The sequence below is a fragment of the Photorhabdus akhurstii genome (assembly GCF_018448925.1).
In the GTDB taxonomy this organism is placed as follows: domain Bacteria; phylum Pseudomonadota; class Gammaproteobacteria; order Enterobacterales; family Enterobacteriaceae; genus Photorhabdus; species Photorhabdus akhurstii.
The window spans coordinates 75,473-99,393 of the sequence record NZ_RCWE01000008.1; the positions used below are offsets into that span (position 1 = coordinate 75,473).

Below are 23,921 nucleotides of genomic sequence, written 5' to 3' on the forward strand. Positions count from 1 at the left end.
TCAATGAAATGATCTGGGTTTTCATTAAAATCATTATTCCAACATAGTGGTAAATTATATTTATTTTATAAATATAATGTAATTATTAAATAAATATTAAGAATTAAAGTGGTGAAATCCAATGTCAATTAATGCATACCATAATGTAAAAGAATGCAAAGTAGAAACATAGTTGTCATGTTCTATGGTTAATATTCTATTTCTGGAATGAAAACAAGAGGGTATGTGATGATATTTTGTTCAAAGCAACTAAAGTATTTTATGGAATCAGCTAAGAAAGAGTCATTCACGTTAGCAGCGGATACGCTTTGCATTACCCCCTCTCCACTTAGCAGGCTTGTATATCAACTGGAACAGCGTGTAGGTTGCCAATTATTTGAGCGATTACCGGGAAAAACCAAGCTCACAGAAGAGGGTAAGGCATTATATCAGGAGTTGTTGCCATGTTATGAAAGGATTCAGAAAGTTGAAGATAACTGGAATTGTCGTCGAAATTATAAATTATCAAACAGAGACAAACTGGTTATTGGCACAAGTGGAGAATATGTTAATAAGATATCTACAGTCGTAAAAAGAGCGGTGCAACGCTATCATTACCGCGATATTTGTATAATCAACAATTTTCTCATTGATGATTTAATAAGGCAAGACGCGGTATTTTCTTCCTTAATAAAAGGGGATATAACGGTTTATGTGACTACGGAATGTTATCCAGATAATGATGATATTATCAGGATAGATGGTGCTTATCAAAAGCTGTCTCTTGCCGTATCCAATGATATTTTGGAAGCAGAAAGTCATGCGGATGAAGTAATATATAGTTTTCCTTTGGTTCAGCATAATAGTGCCTTTTTAAAACAGTGCGATAATTTCATGCCATTGAATTATCTGCCTGAATACCAGAATCTAGCGTTATTGACGGTGCCTGATTTTACTAATAGATTAGATCTGGTAAAAGCGGGTGTCGCGATAAGTTTAATGACTCCTAATGAAATGCGCTATTCTACCCATATTGATAAAAGTATAGCGTTTCTGAATTTTGAATCACGTCCAGCACCATCGGTAAGGTATTGTGCTTATGCGCTCAGAAATAAATATAAAGAGCCATTAAATTCATTAATTTCTGATTTGATATTTTAGAGTTGGATGTAAATTAATGGGTTATATGTTTTTGATAAAATATGATCTTGATTGTTTTACATTAACACTAAAATTAAAATGTCTTAATATTTTCAAATGTGATATAAAAAATAAATAAGCCATGAGATAAATATTTTCTTATGGCTTATTATTAAAGATGGTTTCTTATTAGTTTTCCCCCTTGAATGTAAATTCAAGGGGGGAGATTAAAAATAGATAAAGAATATTAAATTTTCGTTATCTCTTATGAGGTTTTACATTTTTAAGCGGAATTGTTGTCAGAAATGAAATTTCTGCATCATTTACCGGTCCATGATTAAGTGCAATGATGGATGATGTCTCTATTTGTGGGGTGTCGAGTAAAAGGGAAGGTACCATGTTTTTAGTTCTACCCTCCGGTAGTGGATTTAGTTTTTGTCCATCAATGGCAAACTCGTAGAGATCCATATCAATTTTATGGAGTGGAGCCCCTGAGCTTTGTCCACCTGCTTCAGTATTAATTGCAGTAGAAACCCATACTGTAGATTTGTCCTTGGTATATTTTATGTAATTTGAGAGATCTTTTAGTTTTGGCTTTGCTCCCCATGTGCTTATGTTCTTGACTGTTTCTTTAGGTAAATTAGATGTATCTTTCTGACCAATAAAGATACTAGCAAATTGCCTTGCCATCTTAGTGTCTAGAGGAGTCCAGGCTTTAAATCCTTCAGGGAATTTACTTTGCATTTCTTCAAAGGATCTGTTATCTGCTCTATATAAAGTAAATGATTTTTTCTGTAGATTTGTCGAGGTAGTGCTTGAAGAACTGCTTTGAGCGCTTTCTGGCAGAGAGATTTCAGAAGTAGATTTATTTCCTACTGGACTCAATGGAGCAACAATAGATGACCCAGACGTCGTTGGTTTTATGTTTGCAGCTCCGATAGGGTGTGTGGTTGGTTGGCTACTCGTTGATGCTTTCGGTAAGCTAGGTTTTGGTGCTACAGGCGGGCGGATGTTTATCGCTACGTTTGTGGCATTTGCTGGCGAAGGCGCTGAGTCTGTTACTTTATTTTTTTTTAGTGCTGCTATGCGTTCTGCAATTGTTGGCATTAATCCATCAGGATCAAGGAGGGTAACTGGATTATTCCTCACCATCCGATATAAATTCAGCCCATCGATTGTTCCTGCCGGATCGGAGCTTAACCACCGTCCTATCCACGGTTGGTAATACCGATAGCCGTAGTAATATAGCCCGGTGGCATCCCGCTCTTTGCCTGAATAACGGATAGTTTTATAACTGGCTTCTGTCTGATTCCTGGCGGCCCATAATGCTGTTCCACCATAGGGATAATATTCTTCTTCACTGATAATTTGTCCTTCGCTATCTAATTCAAGTTGACTGGAACCGATAAGATTATCGTAACTATAACGCAACTGATTATTGTCGATATCTTCCGGTTTACCGCTCTCCCAATGTAATACTCGTACCTGTGCCCGGCCCGCTTCGCCTACGGTGATAACTTGCAAATCTTCGGTTGTGGCCGTGCTGTTTTGTGTTAGACGAAGTTCTAAGTTCGGCAAATAAGTCACACGTTGTGTTTGAGCGTTGTTGCTGGCCTGCTGTTCATTGATTTTTAACATCCTTCTTCCGTCACCGCTATAACGATACCATTCCCGATCATCATTGGCGCCCTTGTCCCGTTTAACCAGTGTTACTTGTTGCAGTTCACCACGAGTATTCCAGTTCAGGTTTTGTCCTGATATCAAGGTGTTCTGATGTCCGCCTGCATCAAACAAAGCATCTACTTGCGCCGGATCTTCGGTCAATGTGCTGAGTACTGCGCGGTTGCTGCGATTTGAAACCGTGATATTGGTGGTGTAGTTGTTTTGCGTCGCCGGTGAACTGTGCTGGATTTTGGTCAGATTGCCGCCACGGTCATAAGTATAAGTACGGGTATAGTTGGTATAGGTGTTGTTATCAGAAGGTAGAGCGGGTGAGGGAAATTGGTGACTTTGTTGACCTATATTCGCCATTTCGCGCCCGGTGGCGCTGATAAGCTGATACAGGGAATCGTAGGTATAAGTGTTTTCCGGCATCACTTTCTGATTGTGCCAAAAGCGGGTGGCTTCCGCGTCATTACGGATGCTGATGACATTGCCTACCGGGTCATATTCATAGCGCAGGTCTTGTAGCACTTTAGTGTCTGACGGACGGCGGGTTTTGATACCGATCAGCCGTTGGGTTTCCGGTTCATAACTGTATTCGGTGATAACATCATTGCCGTGTTCCTCACGTAATTTTTGTCCGGCGGCGGAGTAGGTCAGGGATTTGATAATCACTTGTTCCGTCTGGCCTTTGAGTGTTAGCCAGCTCCCGTTTAGCTGCCCGGCCACATCATAAGCCAGTCTCTGAATGTTCCCTTTCGCATCGGTCTGAGTCAGTAAAGCACCGGTGGCATCGAAGGTGCTCAGGGTTGTGTAGATGTCATCAGCCAGCATGTTTTGCCAGACGGTTTCGTTATCACCTGTCCAGTTTGCCTCTTGAGTGTCGATCAATAGTTGGCTGGATTGAGATAAAACAGTACCGGTCAGTGATAAACTCTCTAACCGGGTAACTCCCGCCGTGTCATAGTGACGCACGCACTGGCCGGCAAGGTTATGGTCTTTCTCTGCTTCGGTATTGCCAGCCCAAATCAGGCGTTCGGTGATACGGGATGTTTTTTCCTCGGGTGTTTGTTCGGCAACAGATAACAGACGACCGGGCAGGGAAGAAGTTTCATATTGTCGAGTTTGTATAACCCCTGTTGCAGTCACCGTTAGTAGCGGACGGCCTTCAATATCATTCAAGGTGACAGTGCGACCTGCATCAATGCTCTCTGTACATAGGGGATTACCGGTCAAATCATACTGCCAAAGAAAATTGGGTTTGATCGTATTGTTGGTTTGCTTGGCTTCATATAGGCGCGGATCGATGCTTTGATTTAGGTGTCCGTGAATATCGTATTGATGGCGGGTAATACGGGTATCGGGATCACCATTTGCGGTAGTACGATGAAAATCGATGTTACGGATTATCAGACCACGGTTATCGTAAACGCTGACAGTAGGGGTTTTTTGATAAAGTTTGGGATCAATGTTTTTCATGAGTTACCTCGTTGTTGGGTTGTTGTGTGTAATCCTTTCTGCAATCACAATTTTTGTCTGCATATTAGTTTTCTTACGATAGTGTAGTGGATAATTTCCCAGTTTAACTGGAGACAGATGGTTTGTTGTAGCAATGGGAATGCTTTATTGCTTTCCTCCATGATCTTGATGATGCGTAATGAGGCGGCGCCAAAGCCAGTTCAATCCGGTACTGCCTGTTGTGCCGAATAGACCTGCAATCGCAAAAGTCATATAGATGCTGCCGCCACTTTCAAAACTCAGCAATCCTCCCAGTACACCGGTAAAACAGGAGATGATGAGTTGACAGAATACGTTGATCCAACTCCATTTATATTGTTTGTTTTGCATATCAATGAGGTACCTTACGAGTCCGCCCCAGGCCGCAATAAAACCAATGATCAACCAGATAATAAGTTGAGTGTCTGACGGTATTATGAGCAACACCTTTCACCTCTATCTATGTTTCCCGCCTGTCAGCCAGGCGGGATTGATCACGTTACATCTTTACCTTCTTCACCTCAGCGGCTGTGTCATTTTCATCTTCATTGACAGTAAACCAGGGAGTGAACAAGGTTCGACGGAACCAACCTTTTGCGGTGATAACCTTGATTTCTCGACCTATGGGATCATAGACATGGGTATCTGCATAAGCTTCTTTTTCCTGCCGGGCACTATCATTGCTGACGTATCGCCAGTCATTGAGGAAATAGGGCTGATAGGTACGTATCGGTTGCCCCTTATTGTCATATTCCGTTCGTCCAGTCACTGCCCAACGGTTCTCAGTATGCTGGACATTTATAATCAAAGAGCCGTCTTCATTGCGTTGCCGGGCCATGCCTGCCTCATGTCGGGCAGCGGCTTGCAGCAAGCGGCCAAAGCCATCACTGAATACCACCTGTTGACGGATCTGTTGCTCAGGATCGTGATCATAACGATCCGTCGTCAATGTCAGGCTGTGAGGAGGTAAACGGGGTCCGTTGTTTAACAGGCTAATGAGTTGAGGGATTGCCTTTTGGCTTTGTACCCAGCGGCGATAAGCCAGTGTGCAGATACGTCCATCTTCGGTGATGATTCGGGCGTTATATAACTTTTGCCAATCTTGTTCTGCCAGTCGATTGAAGGTTTTCTGACTTAATACTGGCATCCAGCTTTCTGGTGCGTAGACCTGACACTGTGCTACAGGGAGCGGTTTTTTTAACTCAATAGCGGCATTAACATCGGATGGTGGAGAAAATGATGCTTTTTCCGGTGAGGAATAACCTGTCATCTTGCCGTTTTCAGTTCCCCAAAAGCGCAATGTGATTGGTCGGCCCAATGCATCCAGTGTGATAAGGTGCTGATTGTCATTGATATCGGTGAGTTGCACCGGGGTCAGAAAACGCCAGTCATATTTGGCTGAGGTTGTCAGTCCAGCAGCATCCCGGGTTTGTACCACAACGCAATAGTTTGCATCCCAGATGAGGGTGATTTTACCGGTGAGTTGGGTGTTGCTCTGTTTTTGCGGGCGCCAGAACTGTGCCGCTGTACCATAATCGGTATAGCCGTGATGGGCTACCCAAACTTTATCTTCTCCAGTGCGAGGGAATAGATAATTTGTTTGCTGATATCCAGCTTGCTCCAGCGTCGTTGATAATTTATCGGACGGGATGCTTCCGTTAAACGCTGATAATGTGGACTGGTTGAATACCGTTGTTTCGGTAAAGGCAATCAGGGCTTGCCGTGTTGGTGTTTGCAACGGCGTTGTATTTTGTCCATCGGTATAAGCGGTTTTTTGCTGACCGAGGTATTCACGTGGTTTATCGTCCGCGATCAGGCTATTTTTATCACTCAGAAGTTCCAGATTTAAACCACCAGCAGGCACATTTTCAGCGCCATAAGTAAAGATATCACTGCGGGTACTATCCGGTAATCCCAATACTCGAACGGTATTGTTGGTCAGGTGATGCCAACTGGATTGTTGATAGGTGAGCCGTAATTGGCGTTGTTGGTCATCATAGCTGTTGGCTAACAACTTATCAGGCAATGTATCAGGATACAGATTGATTGCTGGCTGCTGGCGGCGCGGGTACTGTACCGAAAGCTGTTTTAGCGGCTGACCAAATCGATCACTGGATAGCGTAATATTTTGACTGCATTGCGGGTCGCTGGCGATACGTTCGTAGTGATAGTTGCGGCTTTCAACTACAGATGACCAAAGTACAGGGTATCGGCTGTCGGTATGCTGTAATCGACGTACCTGTGAACGAAATTCAGTGACAGTATAGGGAACGTGTTTATTTGTACTATCGTCCAATCCGTACAGTTCACTACGTAGCAGTTGACCTTTCAACGCGCGGTTGAACCAGTAACGACTGTTATCATCTTCCGGTGTTAACGGGACATCTTTGTTATCTTGCCAAGTCGTAAAGCGCGGTGAGAAACCGGCAAAAGCCTGATCATCACGCCAATACTCGGTTGATAATGCGTTATCTATCACCGGCAGTCCGGTGGCATACCAGTTTTTGGTCAGCGCCGGTGGCGTACGTTCTGGCGCGTTGCCTTGAGCCAGTTGATGGCTGTCTGTCTGCTCTACATAACCAAATCCGCGAAATTCCCGCTCGCGTCCGTCCCATGCGCCACGAGCATAACGAAGTGTTGTGACTAATTTGTTGCCGCTGATTTCATCTTCTGTTTCCGTTTGCCATAGGGTGTGGATCGGGAAGGGGAGATAGCAAACCGGTGTTTGTCCGGTAGTCAGCGCCGCGGCTTTTTCATCCAGCCAGAATTGGGAGGAACTGCGGTAACGCAAGGTGTGATGGACCCCCATATTGTTGTTCATTTCATTGAGTAACCACGGCTTCATGTTGGTCAGATCGCAGCGCCAGTGATGGGGAGACATATGCGGCACGCTCAGTATCAGGCTGGCGACGCCTAATCCTTGTACATCGGCCATTTGTAACTGACAGGTATGATCAAAACGCAGACCTTCCGGGAAGCGTAATGTCACTGGTTCAGCAAAGCCATTGCCACTTTTGTTCAGGAAGATATCCAGACGGTTTGTATGAACATAAATCAGATCCGTTGGACCGCTGCCATCCAGATCGGCCAGATAAACTTGAGCCGGGTTAAACTCGGTTGCTGGCTGGCTGAATCCCGGTAAGGTAATGGGTTGACCAAAACGTCCGCGCCCCAGATTAGGCCAGCAGGTGACTTTAGTCGCGCTTACTTCAACCAGATGGGCTTGACCTGAACCCAATACATCACTAAACGCCACCAACTTACGTGGATCGGCGCCCGGCACCGGCAGTGTGATATCACCGGATTGCACCACATCTTTTCCTTTGGCAAAGCCGTCGCGGGTATTGGCATATAAACGCACGCTCTTAGGGCCGATCAGCACCAAATCGGATAGCCCGGCTCCCATTAAATCTGCGAGTTGCGCGCGTGGATGGGTGTATTCCACCGGCAGAGCGTTGAGTGGGGTAAAACGTGTCCAACTGCCATCCGGGCGTTGACTATGATATCCCCGTAATCCCGGTCCGGTGATAACCCAGTCAAGTTGGCCGTCTCCATTGATATCCACCAACGAGGCATTACTTTGCAAAGAAGGAATAACCGATAAAGGTTGCATCTTTTCCCAAGTGACGGCATCTGAGCCAATTTCGCCCAGACGCTGTGCGGAGCGGTACCACCAAGCGCCTTTATCCTGATATAACAGGCCGGGTAATCCTTCGCCTTTTAGATCGACTAGCTGCCAGCGCTGAATGGCATTGAAGTTTGCCAGTACATCCATTGGTTGCCAGTGAGCGTGATGTCGCGGTGAAAAATCCTGATATGCCAATTCTAATGGCGGCAGGGTGACGACATTACCATCTTGCTCGTGTCCCACTCGGCGAACGAATACTAGCGTGCTGGCTATCGCGCTTTCGTCGTAATTGAGTATCAGGCGTGAAACCAGCGTTGGTCCGTTGTGTTCTGTTATCTTACTATCCAGTGCTTGCAGGTGATGGTACATCAATACCTGACGGCATAAGCGGCGGGTACGAATCTCAAAGCCATATTCATAACGGGAAAAACGGTCCTGACGGCAAAGCCAGCTACCTGTAGTCGAAAATGCTGGTGGCGTTTTCAGGTTGTTACTGCGTTCGCCGTAATCAAATACCAGATAGAACAACCAGTCTGCTTGTGATGGGGCGCTGCCATCCAGACCGGGTAATGTTTCGCTGGCTGTACGGTTGCCGTAATACACGATGTGTAAATAACGTTGCGCTGTAGCCTGTAAATGGTGCGTAATTTCATCTGCTTCGCAACCTGTGTCATCTTCGGCGCGATATTGATAATAAATTTGTTCGCCACGTGATGATACAGAGGCTTCCAGCAGCCATTGTGCTGTTTGTGTCGTTTGGGATGGGTTGCTGATCCGCGCTTGCGGTGATTTACCCAGTAGATGCACCTGCCCATCTGGGCTATATATCAACCAAAAATCTGTTTTACCTGTTGTTTTGGGTTGCCAATATTCCAATCGGCTGAAATGGCTTTCCAGACGGGAACGGTAGCCGGTAACGGTAAAGGTGGCGCCTAAATTGATACCCTGTAATGTGGATTCGTCGCGAGGTTGATCCGCTACCACCAGCACTTCGCCTTCTGGCCCCAAAAAGGTATCGGTTTCGTCATAATGGGGGACGCCAAAATGGGTGCGGCGGCGGATAGTCATAACGTTGCAATCCCAACCCAGACCAAATGGACTGTTACCGGCGCCGCTGTTGTAATTCAGAGTGAATGCGGGAGCATAACCGCGCCCGGCAGAAATAGGCAATGGTAGAGATAGCGCGGCCATACCATCCGGTCCAGTGGGGGTTAATGCTTCACCCATTCCCGTGATAGCGCCCCCCCCTTTGGGCAGTGACAGTTCCGTAATACTAAAATCTTGTGAATTTTGCATGAAAGACTCCTTGCAGGCCCCGCTTAGGGGCCTGTTTTAGCACTTAGTTGAAATCGTTATTGGCGAATGGTGTAGCGAATATGCAGAATGATGTCGCTTAGACTCTCCAGCATGGTTTTTTGTTTTTCGGTTGCATTCGGGAAGCTTAATGTCAGCGTACCTTTATCGATTTCGATTCCTTCAAATGGCAGGAATTTGCCATCGTTGAAATCCAATTGGAACTGACCGCTGTCATTCATTCCGTGAGAAACTGCCAGCGCTTTACAACCTTTGGCTAACCCGGTGGCATCTCCGCCATAAGACAGAATCGCTTGCACATCCTGATAAGGTCCTAACAGTGCCGGCAGGGTGACACTGATCTGTTTAATCCGGCGGACGTTACCGGCTCCACTGTTTTCTGGGTAATCGTGACGAATTTGTAAGTCAGCTAACGAAATAGACGCTTGTAGAGAAGTTTTGGCATTTCCTTCACCAAAATTCAGTGTGTTATTTCTGCTACTGGTAGTGTCTGGTTTCTTATTCACCAGTTCTGCAATTTTCTTGGTCAGAGAAAATTGACCTTTCTCTTTATAAACTTCTGCTAGTGAAACGGTACGTTCTACCTCCAGTACGCGTTGCTCCTGTTTCAGGTGGGCATCTTCCATCTGTGCTAGATTCAGCATTAAGGTTTCACCCGCCAGCAGACCGGCATGGGTTCCCTGCCAGGCGCCGGGCTTGATAAAGCGTGCTGCGGCATCGTTAGTCTCCCAACGATAGGCCATTTCAGCCATCAGGCAACGGGCTACCGCTAAATCATAGAACTGGAAGTAAATGGCGGACAGCCGACCACGCAGCCAGTTGTATAATGCCTGATTGCTGAACTTATGTTGCAGGAAGGTCAGTTGTGCGTGCGTCTGCTCTTGTTGGGTTTTCAGGCTGGTTTTCTGCAACACGGCGGCTTCACGGCGTACGACTAATGATTGAAGTTGAGCATCGATTTGTTTCAACTCTGCATCAGCGTTGTTACGCTGGATTTTCCACTCCTGTCGACGCCGACGGTAGGCTTCAGACTGGCTGATTTTATCCGCTTCGGTGCTCATGACACTGGCGGAGAATTCCATGACATTACTTGTGGCTTGGGCAATTGCTCCCCAATGGCTACCGCCATCAGCGAAGCCAAAGATGTTGGGAGCCAAATCAAGCGCTGCGCCTGCCAGATGTGATGCTTGAAGTGCAGTAGAGATGCCTGCGACGGAGGCTCGCAACGCCATCGCCTGTTTTTCACCTGCGTTGATATCTTCATCGTAGAATTTGCTGTAGCTATCAAAACGCGATTTAGCTCCGGCGCGGGTTTTTTCTAGCACAGTTTTTTCAACATCCAGCTCTTCAATGGTTTTGTCCTGTATGCTGAGATTGGTCAATATCAGTTCCGCCGCTTGATTCTGTAACAGCGTGTTTAATGCTTCCGCATCCTGACGTTCGATAATATTTTGTAATGTGGAGCCGAATTGGGTGAGTTGACTGACCATACTGCGGGCGTTTTCCAGCATATGTGGGAAACGCCAAACTGATATAAACTCTGACGGAAGATTGCTTCCACCTTGTGAACTGGCGACAGCGGCGCTGAGCAGCGCTTTTGGATCTGCCGGTGTCGCGAAAATAGGCAAATGTAAAGGTTGACCATCAATAGAGAGGTTATGGCGCAGGTTATATAACCGTTGTTCCAGTTTCTGCCAATAGCTCAACATCACTTCGTTGACCTGTGGCAGGAAAAGATCTGTGTTGCTTCCATCTTTAGGCTGGCCTTGTCGTAAATCTGCTATTGCTTTGGCATGTGCCTGTTGTTTTTCAAGATCTGCGGCTTCTTTTAGCTCTGGATCACTCCATGTTGAACTGAGTAATAAATGAGGTTTATCGCCTAATAGATGCAGTGCCTGCATATACCACATTTTGGCTTCGGCGAGTGTGTCCCGTTCCAACTGGCGATAGGCGTAATCTCCCTGTTCGATCAATAGATCAAGGGCGCACATAAAGGTGGCGACTTTGTAGTGCATCGGATCATGTTGAGCGATGGCATCGGGATCAAATGTATCCAATGGATCATCGTTCCAACTGGTGTCCTCTTGTAATGGGCGGACATTCCAGTTGTGGGGGTGCTGTTTTTGACCATTGGCAATATGACCAGATGGATTCCAGACATATTTCAGCCAACGGTTAGCTTCATCGAAATTTTGCTCGTGTAGCAAACGTTGAGCGATCAGCATCGGGGTATAGTAGAACAGTTCCCAGAAGTAGAGGCTGTTGGCGCCGTTGAAGTCCATTGGTTCTGTGTGCTGATGATCGATAAGAATAGAAACGTCAAGAAAGCCTTTGTATTTTTTAATTCCTGTTTTTTCACCAGATTGAGTCATTGCTGAGTTATGATCGGCATCATTAATCAGAATAAACTTCTGTTGAATTTCATTGAAATAGAAGAAAGCGGGTTCCCAGACGCCTAGGTAAGATACTTTTTTGTATTCAACTCCTAATCTAACACCTTCATTGGTATAAGATTGTTTCTCATAAGGGACAAAAAGAACGACACTGGTTTCGGTGTCAGCCAATATTCCTTGGTAATATGGCCGCATTGTATTATCACCAGCAATATTCCCTATATGAATTTTAAACTGGCGTTCATTACCATGTGTGTTTTGATCATATTTAGGAAGAGTGAAATTAACATAAAAGCCTTTGCCTAATTGTGGCTCTTGAATATTCTGAGTTTCCATACTCAAAATAGTGTCGATCCCCGCATTGGCGCGGCTAATTAATTTACGGGCAAACAGGGTATTAAGGCGAGTACGATAGGCTCCCCATTGCATATATTGTGCCCCACTTGGATCGTGGTGAAGGGTCAGGACATCATTAACATTCGCTTTTTTGATAATACGAATACTGAAATGTTCTTCACCTAGATTACGTTGTTCTTTACCACTTTCAAATGCGTCAGCAGATGCTGTAAAGGTGATATCAATACTTGCTTCATTATTTTTAAATACTAGAGTGGAGACATCTATTTGATCGAGATTATTAAACTGATAACACATTTCTTCAAAGTTTGGTGTCGGTTTAACTGAAACTTTGTCTTCTGCTATATATGGTTTACTGTCTAATTTTCCATCATCCTTCACTGTTTTCACTATGATTTTAACATTTGAAGGCTGAATTTTTGTATTAATAAATATTGGCTCCGAAACGTCAGTGTCAATACCGCCGTGGTCGTCCATATAGAAATATTCTTCGAATGGTTTGTTGTCACTATGTTTGTTATCAATATAACCATAATTACCACTAATGTTACCGCCAGTGGTTATGGACATTTCTTTTGAGTCAGAAGAAAGGTTAGGGAACCAGGCTCTTGTAAAGTTAGTGGTGCTATCCCGATAAAACAGAAGTCTTCCTTGACTAAGCTTACTTTCATTTCCTTCATATTGATAAACAGGGTAGATAAGTTTTTTATTTGATAAATTATTGGGGTTAATACCTAGCGTAGTATAAATAATGAATTTATCACCGAGCTTGCCGTATTTCTTCATCAAATTGCATTGATTACGTTGTCGACCTTCATATCCATTATGAATAATTCTTAACTTTGGTGAGATTTGGATTTTTGAGTTATCGCTTGGGTCACGGGTAATCAGAATGCTCCCGCCGTATACCATACTCAGATAGCCCTCTCCCCAATCATAACCATTATTACTGTTTACTGATGAAGGGATTTCGTAGCTTTCTGCATAGCGGTTATTGACTCTTACGACATTGTTGGTATCAAACTGTTTATGAGCATTAAGTCTGTAACTTTCGGGTGTCATTTCCTCAGGAGACATATTGGAAGTGATATATAGCCCTTTTATTGGTGCTGTGTATGTGTTTCCTGTTTTTTCTGTGTAATTATTTAATTGCTCCTGTTTTTTATAAAACATAACCAGCAATTTATCTTTGCCTTGATAACTTGCACAATAGAGCCCTAACGCTTTATTCAGTTCTAAATTTAGACCAGATATTTTTTCATCTACATCAAAGGTAATTGGTGTATTCCAGGTGCCGTCATAACGAATATGTGCCAATTTCAGTTCATAATGATAGCTTGTGGTCGTTTTGCTTCCTTGTTTGATAGCTTCTCCTTCTGCTCGATTAGTTACCTTCTTCTGTTCCAGCCAGATAATATACAGGCGGGATTGGTAGACTACCGGGCGGATAGTATCTTCGTAGGGATTAATTGGGCAGTCAATTTTGTGCCACTCGCTCCAGGCATTAGCGGGGAATTTACCTTCGCTGAATTTATTGTGATCTACACTGCGCCAATAATATTGATTCACTTCTGTTTTACTGCGTCCGATAAAATAGGTCAATCCTTGGTCATTATTAATATTGTCATGATAGGCGCTGATGACTTCCAGATTAGCCACTTGTTCGAATGACGTTAGATAAGATTTAAAGGCATCTTCTACGGTATCGGTATTCAATTGACTTTGGCTGATGGATTGCAGTAGCGTATCCATCATTTTTGTCTGGCCGATCCGCAGTGTCGGATCGATATAGTTTTCAGGGTAGTAAAGGAGCTTAGTAATACCAGCCCAGGTGCTGTAGCGTTTGTTGTATTTATCCCAGTTAGTGAAGAATAAACGGCTAGTGACACTTGTGTCGGTATCTCCCTCCATATTTTTCAATGCGCGGTTAATATACAGTTGGATACTAGCGATAGCTTCAGCAATCTCCGTGGTTTTGATGGCGGCGGAGACTTGGTTATCGATCAACAGGTATTGATATAGATCATCACGGTCTTTAATTACCGTATGTTTTCTTTCTTCTCGATCTTTTTGGTTATGAGAATAAATATAGTATGTACTTAACGCAGTACTGCGAGACTCACCCAGAAATGCATGTAGGGTATTGGCTTTTTGGGTATCTAGTCCGGCGGTTAATATTGAAGCGACATTTTCCCATTGGGCATAATTAGTAGAAGATTCTATGTCTAATATTTTCGCCAGTTCAGAAACGCCTTGTGGCGAGATGTTCAATTGACGCGAGATGTTAATCCACTGCAATAGGTTGTCGATAGATGGCCAATTGGAGAAATCAGCTTGTGCTTGAGTACTGGCTTGCTCTAGTAGATTTTTATCAAGATTCATGGCGTTAGCCAATAGTTCTGCCGTTAATGTTCCTTTTTCAAACTCGGTCAGTACAGAAGAGGCGTTTTCACCTAGTGAGTTAACCCAGTCAGTAAAACGCGTCAGCATAATCAGTGATAATACATTGTGTGTTGACGTTGTTTTCGCGGTAAGACCAAAGATTTGTGGATTTGTCACAAACAGACGTAAAGTGCTTTCGCTAAGACCGGTAGAGCGATAAATCAGCGCCAGTTGTGCTAGGCACTGGCAATATTGGACAGCTTGTTGAATTAGTGTAGTTTTTTCAGTTGCTTCAGTTGCTTCAGTTGCTTCAGTTGCTTCAGTTGCTTCAGTTGCTTCAGTTGTTTTCGATTGAGTTTCAATGGGTTTTTTCCGTAACCAGTTCCAGAATGAATCTGCCGTCATTTTGTTTTCTTTGCCAGAGTTTAGTTTATCTGCCCAAGCCAGCACGGAGAGAGCAACATTCTCAGATGGCAATTGCAGAGCGGCGGCGATATAAGGAGATATGGCTTTTGGCAGATTTTCCTTGATTTTTAGCAAATTCTCTTTGATTGCTGGCAGATTTTCTCCGGCTTTCAACAGATATTTCTCGTGTTCTTTCAGATTTTTCTCGTATGCCTCCTGATTTTTCTCGTATTCTTTCAGAGCCTTTTTGGCTTCTAGCGGATTTTTATTGGCTTCCAATAGATATTTCTCGGCTGCTAGCAGATATTTCTCGGCTGCTAGCAGATATTTCTCGGCTTCCAACAGATATTGCTCGGCTTTCGGCAAATTATCTTTGTCTTCTGGTAAACTTTCTTTGGCTTTCAATAGATTATCTTTTATTTTTAGCAAATTATCCTTGTAAAAGTTCTGCAAGCCATTGTAGACGGTATCCAGAAGGTTGTTTATTTCCGGGGTTAAGGTTTTGTTATATTTATCGGTCGTCATTACAAATAACTGATATACACTCCATTTCCGTGTACGCAGCCAATTGGTAACGGAATAGAGTTTGCTAATTAGAACCGCTAAATTGTCATGAGTAATCTGAGATAAATCGGTTTTTCCTTCATCTATGGCAACCAGTAGTACCCCTAATTCATCAATAGTTAATTGATGGATGTCTGCTAGTAATTTGGATAGATCGGGATGAGAAGGATTTTCTGAAATGGGTGCTTTGCACAGTATTAATGCAGTCTCAGCATCAATACCATAACGTTGCATATAGTCTTTAACACGTAAAGCTTCTCTTAATACATCTTCGTCTATATCTGGTTCGTCACTAAGGTCAAGGTCTTGAAAGCTTTCAAGGTAATCAGGGTCGTCCCTAAAAGGGTTGTCAGAGTCATCCTCTGGAGGTGTTTTTTTAAGGATATCGATGGCAATGCTGTTAAGGATTATTGGTGATAGCTCGGTTGATCGAGATAGATTAATAGCTTTATTGAATTTCAATAGATGGTATTGGGTAATCTCGTCTCCTATATTCCACAGGCTATCTATTTGTTTAATCTTTTTACTAAACTGGTTAAGTTCTTTGTCTGTCAGATTATAATAACTTTTCAGGTATTCTGCCCTTGCCATTTGAATAGATTTAATTTCACCAAAATTCTTCTTATAAAGTTTTTTTAGTTCATTAGTGTTATCAGCATTGGTTGCTGGTTTTATCTTTTGCGTCAGAATAGTAAACAGCTCCGGTGAGACAGAGGCATTAATCCCCAGCAAGGAGATTTGATACATCAGTTTGGTGATTGGCGTATCTGTTAATGTACTGGATTGTTCAAACACAGGAGCTTGTAATTGAATAATCTTACGTACACTTTCATAAGCATCGTGATATGGCATTGAGCCAGAAGTGCGGAAAGTTGATAACTTTTCCATCACTTTAGCGTGGCTGTTCAGATTAGGCTGAGTCTTAATACTGTTTAGCAACATGTTATTAGACAGAGAAAGCGTGGAAATCTCCGTATTCATATTTTTCTGGCTGAGCACCAATGATTTTAGATCTGGGCGACGCGTATCCAGATGATAAATGGAACCTTCTGCATGTAAATTTCGTGCCTGACGATAAAGTTCAGTCAGATAAGCCGCAAGAGAAAACATGGAGGAAATTGCGCCAGGGGCTGCATATTTGCTGGCGCGATTGCCAAATCGGCTATTATAACCTTGCTGGTCTGCATGAGGTGCTGTCAGGGCAAGATGGACCGCACTTTGTAAATGAGGGTTTGCGCGTTTCAGAATACGGGCTTCATGCAGAAGGTTATCCTTTTGCACCTGCTGTGCTTCAAGATATAAGCTCTGGGTCTGTGACCATGAGAGTTTATCCTTCACTTTTTTGCGCAGTTCGTCAAAAGAGAGATGGCAGATATCGGTTAGATTATTAAAACCTGCTCCTAACGCTTGTTGATATTCGGATTTGAGTGTGTTCATGTTTATTCCCTTTAAATGTTGAGTCAATAAAACATTTACGCTGGCCTGAGTATCGTGGAGATAAATAAGGTTATTTATCTCCACCAAAATAAAGGCAACACAGGTAACGTCTGATAGCGGTTTGAAATTAGGTTGAAAATAACAGTCAAATGAAAAACACCATTTAACTATCAACTATTTCACAACGTTATTATTTATTTAAATGGTTGTTGTAATGCAATAACAAAAATTATAATTACATCATAAGTAATATAATTGATTGACAATAACCAAATGAAATAATTGCCTTTGTTACATATGGCATACTATGAAAAAGAAGAGGGTTGATGTTTTATAGTAGGCAATCGGACGCACGAGAAAAGGAAATATCTCTGTTATAACGAGTGCTGGACAGGTTAAGAGGGCAGACTTGTATATTCATGAAAGGTTCAGGCCCCGTTTAGGAGCCTGTTTTTACTATGTGATTGAGATAGTTATTGGCGGATGGTGTAGCGAATATGCAGAATAATATCGCTCAATGCTTGTAACATGGCTTGCTGTTTGCCGGTCGCATTCGGGAAATTGAGTGTTAATGTGCCGGTATCGTTAATCGCTATCCCTTCAAACGGCAGGAATTTACCATTGTTGAAATCCAACTGGAATTGACCACTGTCATTAACCCCATGAGAAATTGCCAGTGATTTACAGCTCTCAGCTAATCCGATTTCACTTCCCTCGTAGGCCAAAATGGCTTGTACATTTTGGTATGGCCCTAACAGAGCTGGCAGGGTGACACTGATCTGTTTAATGCGCCGAATGTTGCCTACGCCATTGCCTTCTGGGTAGTCATTATGTAGTGACAGACCTGACAGAGAGATTTTGGCGCTTAGTTGACCGTTTTCTAATGTAACGGGATGCTCCTCAACGGGTTCAGTTGTACTACCTGTTAGTAGGGCAGAAATACGTGTTGCCAAATTAAATGATTTTTCTGGTAGTGTTCCATAGAGTTGCGCCAGTGAAATAGTACGTTCCACTTCCAGAGCGCGTTGATCCCATCTCAAATAAGCATCCTCCATTTGTGCCAGATTCAGCATCAAGGTTTCACCGGCGAGCAGACCAGCGTGCGTCCCCTGCCAGGCGCCGGGTTTGATAAAGCTTGCTGTGGTATTATGAGTCTCCCAACGATAAGCCATTTCTGCCATCAGACAACGGGTTACGGCCAAATCGTAAAATTGGAAGTAGATAGCAGCTAGCCGACCACGTAGCCAGTGGTACAACGCTTGATTACTGAATTTACGTTGTAGGAAAGTCAATTGCGCCTGAGTCTGTTCCTGTTGGGTTTTCAGGCTGGTTTTCTGCAACACCGCAGCTTCACGGCGTACTGCCAACGATTGAAGTTGGGCATCGATTTGTTTTATCTCTGCTTCGGCATTGTTACGTTGGATTTCCCACTCCTGACGGCGACGGCGATAGGTTTCAGACTGGCTGATTTTATCCGCTTCGGTGTTCATAACATTTGCGGAGAATTCCATGACATTACCTGTCGCTTCGGCAATTGCCCCCCAACGGCTGCCGCCATCAGCGAAGCCGAAAATGTTGGGCGCCAGATCAAGGGCGGCGCCTGCCAGACGCGATGCTTGCAGGGCAGTGCTAAGGCCAGCAACGGAGGAATGCAATGCTATTACCCGGTTTTCACCCGCATTGATATTTTCATCGTATAGCTTTTTGTAGCTGTTAAAGCGTGATTGCGCTCCAGCTTTGGATTTCTCCAGTACGATTTTTTCCGCATCCAGCTCTTCCAGGGTTTTGTCCTGTATGCTGAGATTAGTCAATATCAGTTCTGCCGCTTGATTCTGCAATAGCGTGTTTAAGGCTTCCGCATCCTGACGTTCGATAATATTTTGTAACGTGGAGCCGAACTGTGTTAACTGGCTTACCATACCGCGCGCGTTTTCCAACATCTGTGGGAAACGCCACAGTGACATAAATGACATTGGTAACTTGCTTCCGCCTTGTGAGTTGGCAACAGCGGCACTGAGTAACGCTTTTGGATCTGCCGGTGTAGCGTAAATAGGCAGATGTAGCAGTTGGCCGTCGATAGAGAGATTATGGCGCAGGTTGTACAGCCGTTGCTCCAGTTTCTGCCAGTAGTTTTGCATCACTTCATTGACCTGTGGCAAGAAAAGATCTGTCGGGTGGTTGTGCCGACTAATATCACCTTGTCGCAGGGCAGTCATTGCATGGGCTTGTTCCTCCTGTTTTTCCGTTCTGGCAGCGTCACCTAAACTCGGTTTACGCCACGTTGAACTGAAAGATAGATGAGGTTTATCGCCTAACAGATGCAGTGCTTGCATATACCACATCTTAGCTTCATTAAGCGTGTCCCGTTCTAACTGACGATAGGCGTAATCTCCACGGTCCAGCAACAGATCAAGGGTGCGCATAAAAGTAACGACTTTATAGTGCATTGGATCATATTGTGCTATGGCATCGGGATCGACTGAATTCAGTGGATCATCGTTCCAACTGATATCTTCCAATAATGGGCGGACATTCCAGCGGTAGTGCTGAATCTGACCATGCTCAATATAACCAGATGGATTCCAGATATATTTCAACCAACGGTTGGCTTCATCGAAGTGTTGTTCGTGTAGCAGGCGCTGAGCAATCAGCATTGGGGCATAGTAGAATAGTTCCCAAAAATAGAGGCTGTTAGCACCGCTGAAATCCATTGGTTCCGTGTGCTGATCGATAAGAATGGAAACATCAAGAAAGCCTTTATATTTATTGACGATTGCATCAGTATCGTTTATTACTACTTGCTTATTATCAGCATCATTAACCAACATAAATTTCTGATTAGTTTCATTAAAATGAAATAAAGCAGTTTCCCAGTTTTGTTGATCCTTATAGAACTTCTTATTATATTCTACTGCTATTTCGACGCGTTCTTGTGTATTAGACCAAGGGATAAAAAGAGTGACGCTAGTTTCAGTATCAGTTAGTGTTCCTTTGTGGTATAAGTTCATCATTTTATTATCATTTCTTATATGAATTTTAAACCAACGTTCGCTGCCATGTACATTTTGGTCATATTTAGGAAGAATGAGATTAGTAAAAAATCCTTTCCCTAACTGAGGTTCTGGCAGTTTCTGCGTCTCTATATTTAAAATAGTATCTATTCCGGCCGTGGCGCGACTAATTAATTTACGGGCAAACAGCGTATTAAGGCGAGTACGATAACCTCCCGACTGCATATATTGCGCCCCGTTTGTATCATTGTGAACAGTCAGGATATTATCGTCGTTAACCTCATCGGTAACAGGATTCCAGCTATTCACCTTTATGATATTGTTAATATCAAATTTACTATAGGTGAGTTCATAAATATTTTTGTACTGTTCAGATTCTATATTTTCCAATAACATATTGGAGGAGATATACACTCCTTGCATTAACTCTTGTATTAATTCTTTTAATTTCTTTTCTGCTGTTTGTTTTTCTTGATGATCAGATACTGATATTCCATCTTCGCGATCAATTTTTTTTGCTATTTCTTTTACCTTTTTTTCTGCTTCTGCTAACTCTTTTAATGTTCTCTTATATTCATCCAGTTCATCTCGTTTGCGATAAAACATTACCAGCAATTTATTGTCTTGATGATTTGTACAATAGAATCCTAGTTTTAATGACTCTGGTGACTCTAATAATTCCGAAGTTGCTGGTGGATTTGACATTTTTAAAACAGCAGATACTTTGTCATTGATATTAAAGGCTACTGGTGTATTCCAAGTACCGTCATAACGGATATGTGCTAGTTTTAGTTCATAATAATAATCTTCAACGGTTTGATTATTATCTGCCTGTTTAGCAATTTTCTTCTGCTCCAACCAGATCAGATACAGTCGGGATTGGAAAATTACCGGATGGATAGTGCCCTGATAGGGATTTATTGGACAATCAATTTTGTGCCACTCACTCCAGGCATTGGCAGGGAATTTATCGTCGCTGAATTTATTGTGATCCACGTTACGCCAGTAATATTGATTAACTTCGGTTTTACTGTGCCCGATAAAATAGGTTAATCTTTGATCATCTTTGGCATTGTCATGATAGGCGCTGACGACTTCCAGATTAGCTATCTGTTCGAACGACGTCAGATAAGACATAAAGGCGTCTTCTACCGTATCGGTATTTAATTGACTCTGGCTGATGGATTGCAGCAATGTATCCATCATTTTTGTTCGCCCGATGCGTATTGTCGGATCGATGTAATTCTCAGGGTAGTAAATGAGTTTAGCAATGCTGGCCCAGGTGCTGTAGCGTTTATTGTATTTGTCCCAATCGGTAAAGAATGGTCGAGTGACGACCTGCGAAACCGCGTTTTCCTCCATATTTTTCAGTGCCCGGTTAATATACAGTTGGATGCTGGCGATAGCTTCTGCAATCGGGGTGGTTTTGATGGCGGCGGAAACTTGGTTATCAATCAATAAATACTGGTACAGATCATCATGGTTTTTAACTTTTGCACCTGCGTTAGCGACTTTACGGATATAGTACTCGCTTAATGCAGCACTACGAGATTCATCCAGAAAGGTGTGCAGGGCGTTGGCTTTTTGGGTGTCCAGTCCGGCGGTTAATGTCGCCGCGACGTTTTCCCATTCGGCATAGTTATCGGAGGATTCTGTGGTGAGTACTTGCGCTAGTGCAGAAACGTCTTGTGGAGAGATATTCAATTGACGCGCAATGTTAATCCATTGCTGGATGGTATCGATAGACGGCCAGTCGGTGAAATTAACTTGTGCTTGATTACTGGCTTGCTCCAGTAGATTTTTATCAAGACTCAGGGCGTTAGCCAATAGTTCTGCTGTTAATGTTCCCTTCTCAAATTCGGTCAGTACAGAAGAGGCTTTTTCACCCAGAGAGTTAACCCAGTCAGTAAAACGTGTCAGCTTTATCAGTGATAATGCATTGTGTGTTGACGCTGTTCCTTCGGTAAAGCCAAAGAGTTGTGGTTTTGTGACAAACAGACGTAAAGTGCTTTCGCTAAGGCCGGTGGAACGATAAATCAGTGCCAATTGTGCCAGGCATTGGCAATATTGGACTGCTTGTTCTTCTGTTATAGCGGTTGATTGCTCTGGATTATGTGAAGCTTGCAACCATTCCCAGAATTTTGTTGCTGTCATTGCACCAGAGCCAGGTTTTAGTTGATCTGCCCAGTTGAGTATATAATAAGCGGTATTTTCAGACGGCAATTGCAGAGCGGCGGCGATGTAAGGCGAGATCTTCAACAGAAGATTTGCTTCGTTTTTACTGTTAAAGTTTTGCAAACCATTGTAAACAGCATCTAGCAGGTTCTGAATTTCCGGCGTCAGGGTTTGGTTATAGTCGGTGGTAGTCATCATAAACAGCAGGTACATATTCCATTTCCGTGTACGCAACCACTGGGTAATGCTATAAAGTTTATCAATCAGAACAGATAGATTGTTATCACTGAGCTCAGATAGATTGGTTGATCCTTCACCTATGGCAACCAGCAGTAAATTCAGCTCATTAACAGTTAACTGATGAATATTTGCTAGTAATTTGATTAGATCGGAACTAGAAGGATTAATTATATTAGTTGATACTTTGCACAGTACCAATGCAGTCTCAGCATCAATACCGTAACGTTGCATATAGTATTTAACGCGAAATATTTTCTTTAATATTTCTGCATTGATATCTAGTTTCTGATTGATATTGAAGACAATTTTTTCCAGTACTGTTGGCAGAAGTTTTGTTGCGTGGGACAAACGAATGGTTTTATTAAGTTTTAACAGAAAAATTGCAGGTGAATAATCCTGAATTTTGAACTTGGCATAAGATGAGTCAGATATATTCGAATCACTATTTTCTTTATAACGATAACTTAGAAGAGTAAATTCTTTTTGAATATCTTTGTCGGTTAATTCAAATGTTGGGGAAGAATAGTTCGTGTTTTCTATGGTCGCTTTATATATACCTTTGAGATATTTAGACTGGGGCTTGCTGAGTCTAATACTAACTTGCCCAGCTTTTTTCTTATAGCTAATATCAACATAAAAACGTCTGTTTTGAATAGGATATAAATTCATGTAATTGAGGTTGTTATAATTTAAGTCAGGTGTTCGTGTTATGCGGCTCAATTGTATCTTACCTGATGTATCAATGCTTATATTAATAAGTTGGTTATTTGTGTAAGTAGAGTTACTTTCTATTAATACGTGATTTAAAAACTGTTCTAATTCTTCATTGGTTAAATTGTAATAGTGTTTCAAGGCATCCAGAGTGAGAAGTTCTGATGGCTCTCTATCCCCAAAGTTTTTCTTAAACTTCTCATTTGCATTAACTTCGGTGATCTCTTCTGTCAGAGTCTTAAACAATTCAGGCAAGACAGAAGCATTAATTCCCAGCAGGGAAGCTTGATATGTCAGATTGGCGATATCTGTTTCTGGGGATGGACCAACTTGGTCGAATATCGGAGCTTGTAATTGAATAACCTTACGTACACTTTCGTAAGCATCGTGATATGGCAGAGAGCCAGAAGAGCGAAAGGTTGATAGCGCTTTCATCACGTTAGTATGGCCTTCCAGCCCGGTCAGCGTCTTGATCCCTTCCAGCAACACCTTATTAGATAGAGAAAGTGTAGAAACTTCATCATCCATATTTTGCTGGCTGAGTGTCAGTGATTTTAAATCAGGGCGGCGTTTATCCAGATGATAAATGGACTCTTTTTTATGTAAATCCTGTGCCTGACGATAAAGTTCGGTCAGATAAGCGGCGGGAGAGAACATGGAAGCAACTGCGCCGGGAGCGACATACTGGCTGGCGCGGCCACCAAATTTACTGTTATAACCTTGCTGGTCAGCATGGGGTGTGGTTAAAGCAAGATGTACCGCATTTTGTAATTGGGGGTTAGCACGTTTGAGGATACTCGCCTCATGCAGTCGGTTTGCTTTTTGTGCCTGTTGTGCCATTTCAGGGTGTTCTGGCGTGATTGTGCTCATGTTTATTCCTTTTAAATGTTAAATAAATAAGGTAGTTATGCTGCCCTGCGTGTCATGGATACAATAAAAAAGTTATTGATATTCATTAAAATAAGGCAGCAAATATGGCGTCTGATAACGGGTTGAAATAGGCTGAAAGTAACGGGTAGATAAAGC

General features: G+C 43.0%; 6 protein-coding genes. 1 reads left to right on the forward strand and 5 read right to left on the reverse strand.

Going from position 1 to position 23,921, the window contains the following annotated elements; all coding sequences use genetic code 11:
• The first annotated feature begins 228 nt into the window (after nt 1-228).
• Nucleotides 229-1,140, forward strand: a complete 912-nt coding sequence (locus EAE93_RS11405; protein WP_040150254.1) for a LysR family transcriptional regulator — start codon at nt 229-231, stop codon at nt 1,138-1,140.
• 237 nt (nt 1,141-1,377) lie between these two features.
• Here the strand turns inward: EAE93_RS11405 and EAE93_RS11410 are convergent, their stop codons facing one another.
• From EAE93_RS11410 to EAE93_RS11430, 5 genes are all read right to left on the reverse strand, one after another.
• Nucleotides 1,378-4,260, reverse strand: coding sequence for an RHS repeat protein (locus EAE93_RS11410; RefSeq protein ID WP_235319385.1), 2,883 nt, complete (start codon nt 4,258-4,260; stop codon nt 1,378-1,380).
• Nucleotides 4,261-4,404: 144 nt separating this feature from the next.
• Nucleotides 4,405-4,725: a phage holin family protein gene (locus tag EAE93_RS11415; protein WP_036780739.1), complete on the reverse strand. Its 321-nt coding sequence runs from the start codon at nt 4,723-4,725 to the stop codon at nt 4,405-4,407.
• Nucleotides 4,726-4,777: 52 nt separating this feature from the next.
• Nucleotides 4,778-9,202 carry a SpvB/TcaC N-terminal domain-containing protein gene (locus tag EAE93_RS11420; protein ID WP_214039689.1) on the reverse strand — a complete coding sequence of 1,475 codons (4,425 nt, stop codon included), beginning with the start codon at nt 9,200-9,202 and terminating at the stop codon, nt 4,778-4,780.
• Nucleotides 9,203-9,258: 56 nt separating this feature from the next.
• Nucleotides 9,259-16,758: a Tc toxin subunit A-related protein gene (locus EAE93_RS11425; protein ID WP_214039690.1), complete on the reverse strand. Its 7,500-nt coding sequence runs from the start codon at nt 16,756-16,758 to the stop codon at nt 9,259-9,261.
• A 473-nt stretch (nt 16,759-17,231) separates the two neighbouring features.
• Entirely contained in the window at nt 17,232-23,765 is a 6,534-nt protein-coding gene (locus tag EAE93_RS11430) for a Tc toxin subunit A-related protein (RefSeq protein ID WP_214039691.1), read from the reverse strand.
• Between the last annotated feature and the right edge of the window lie 156 nt (nt 23,766-23,921).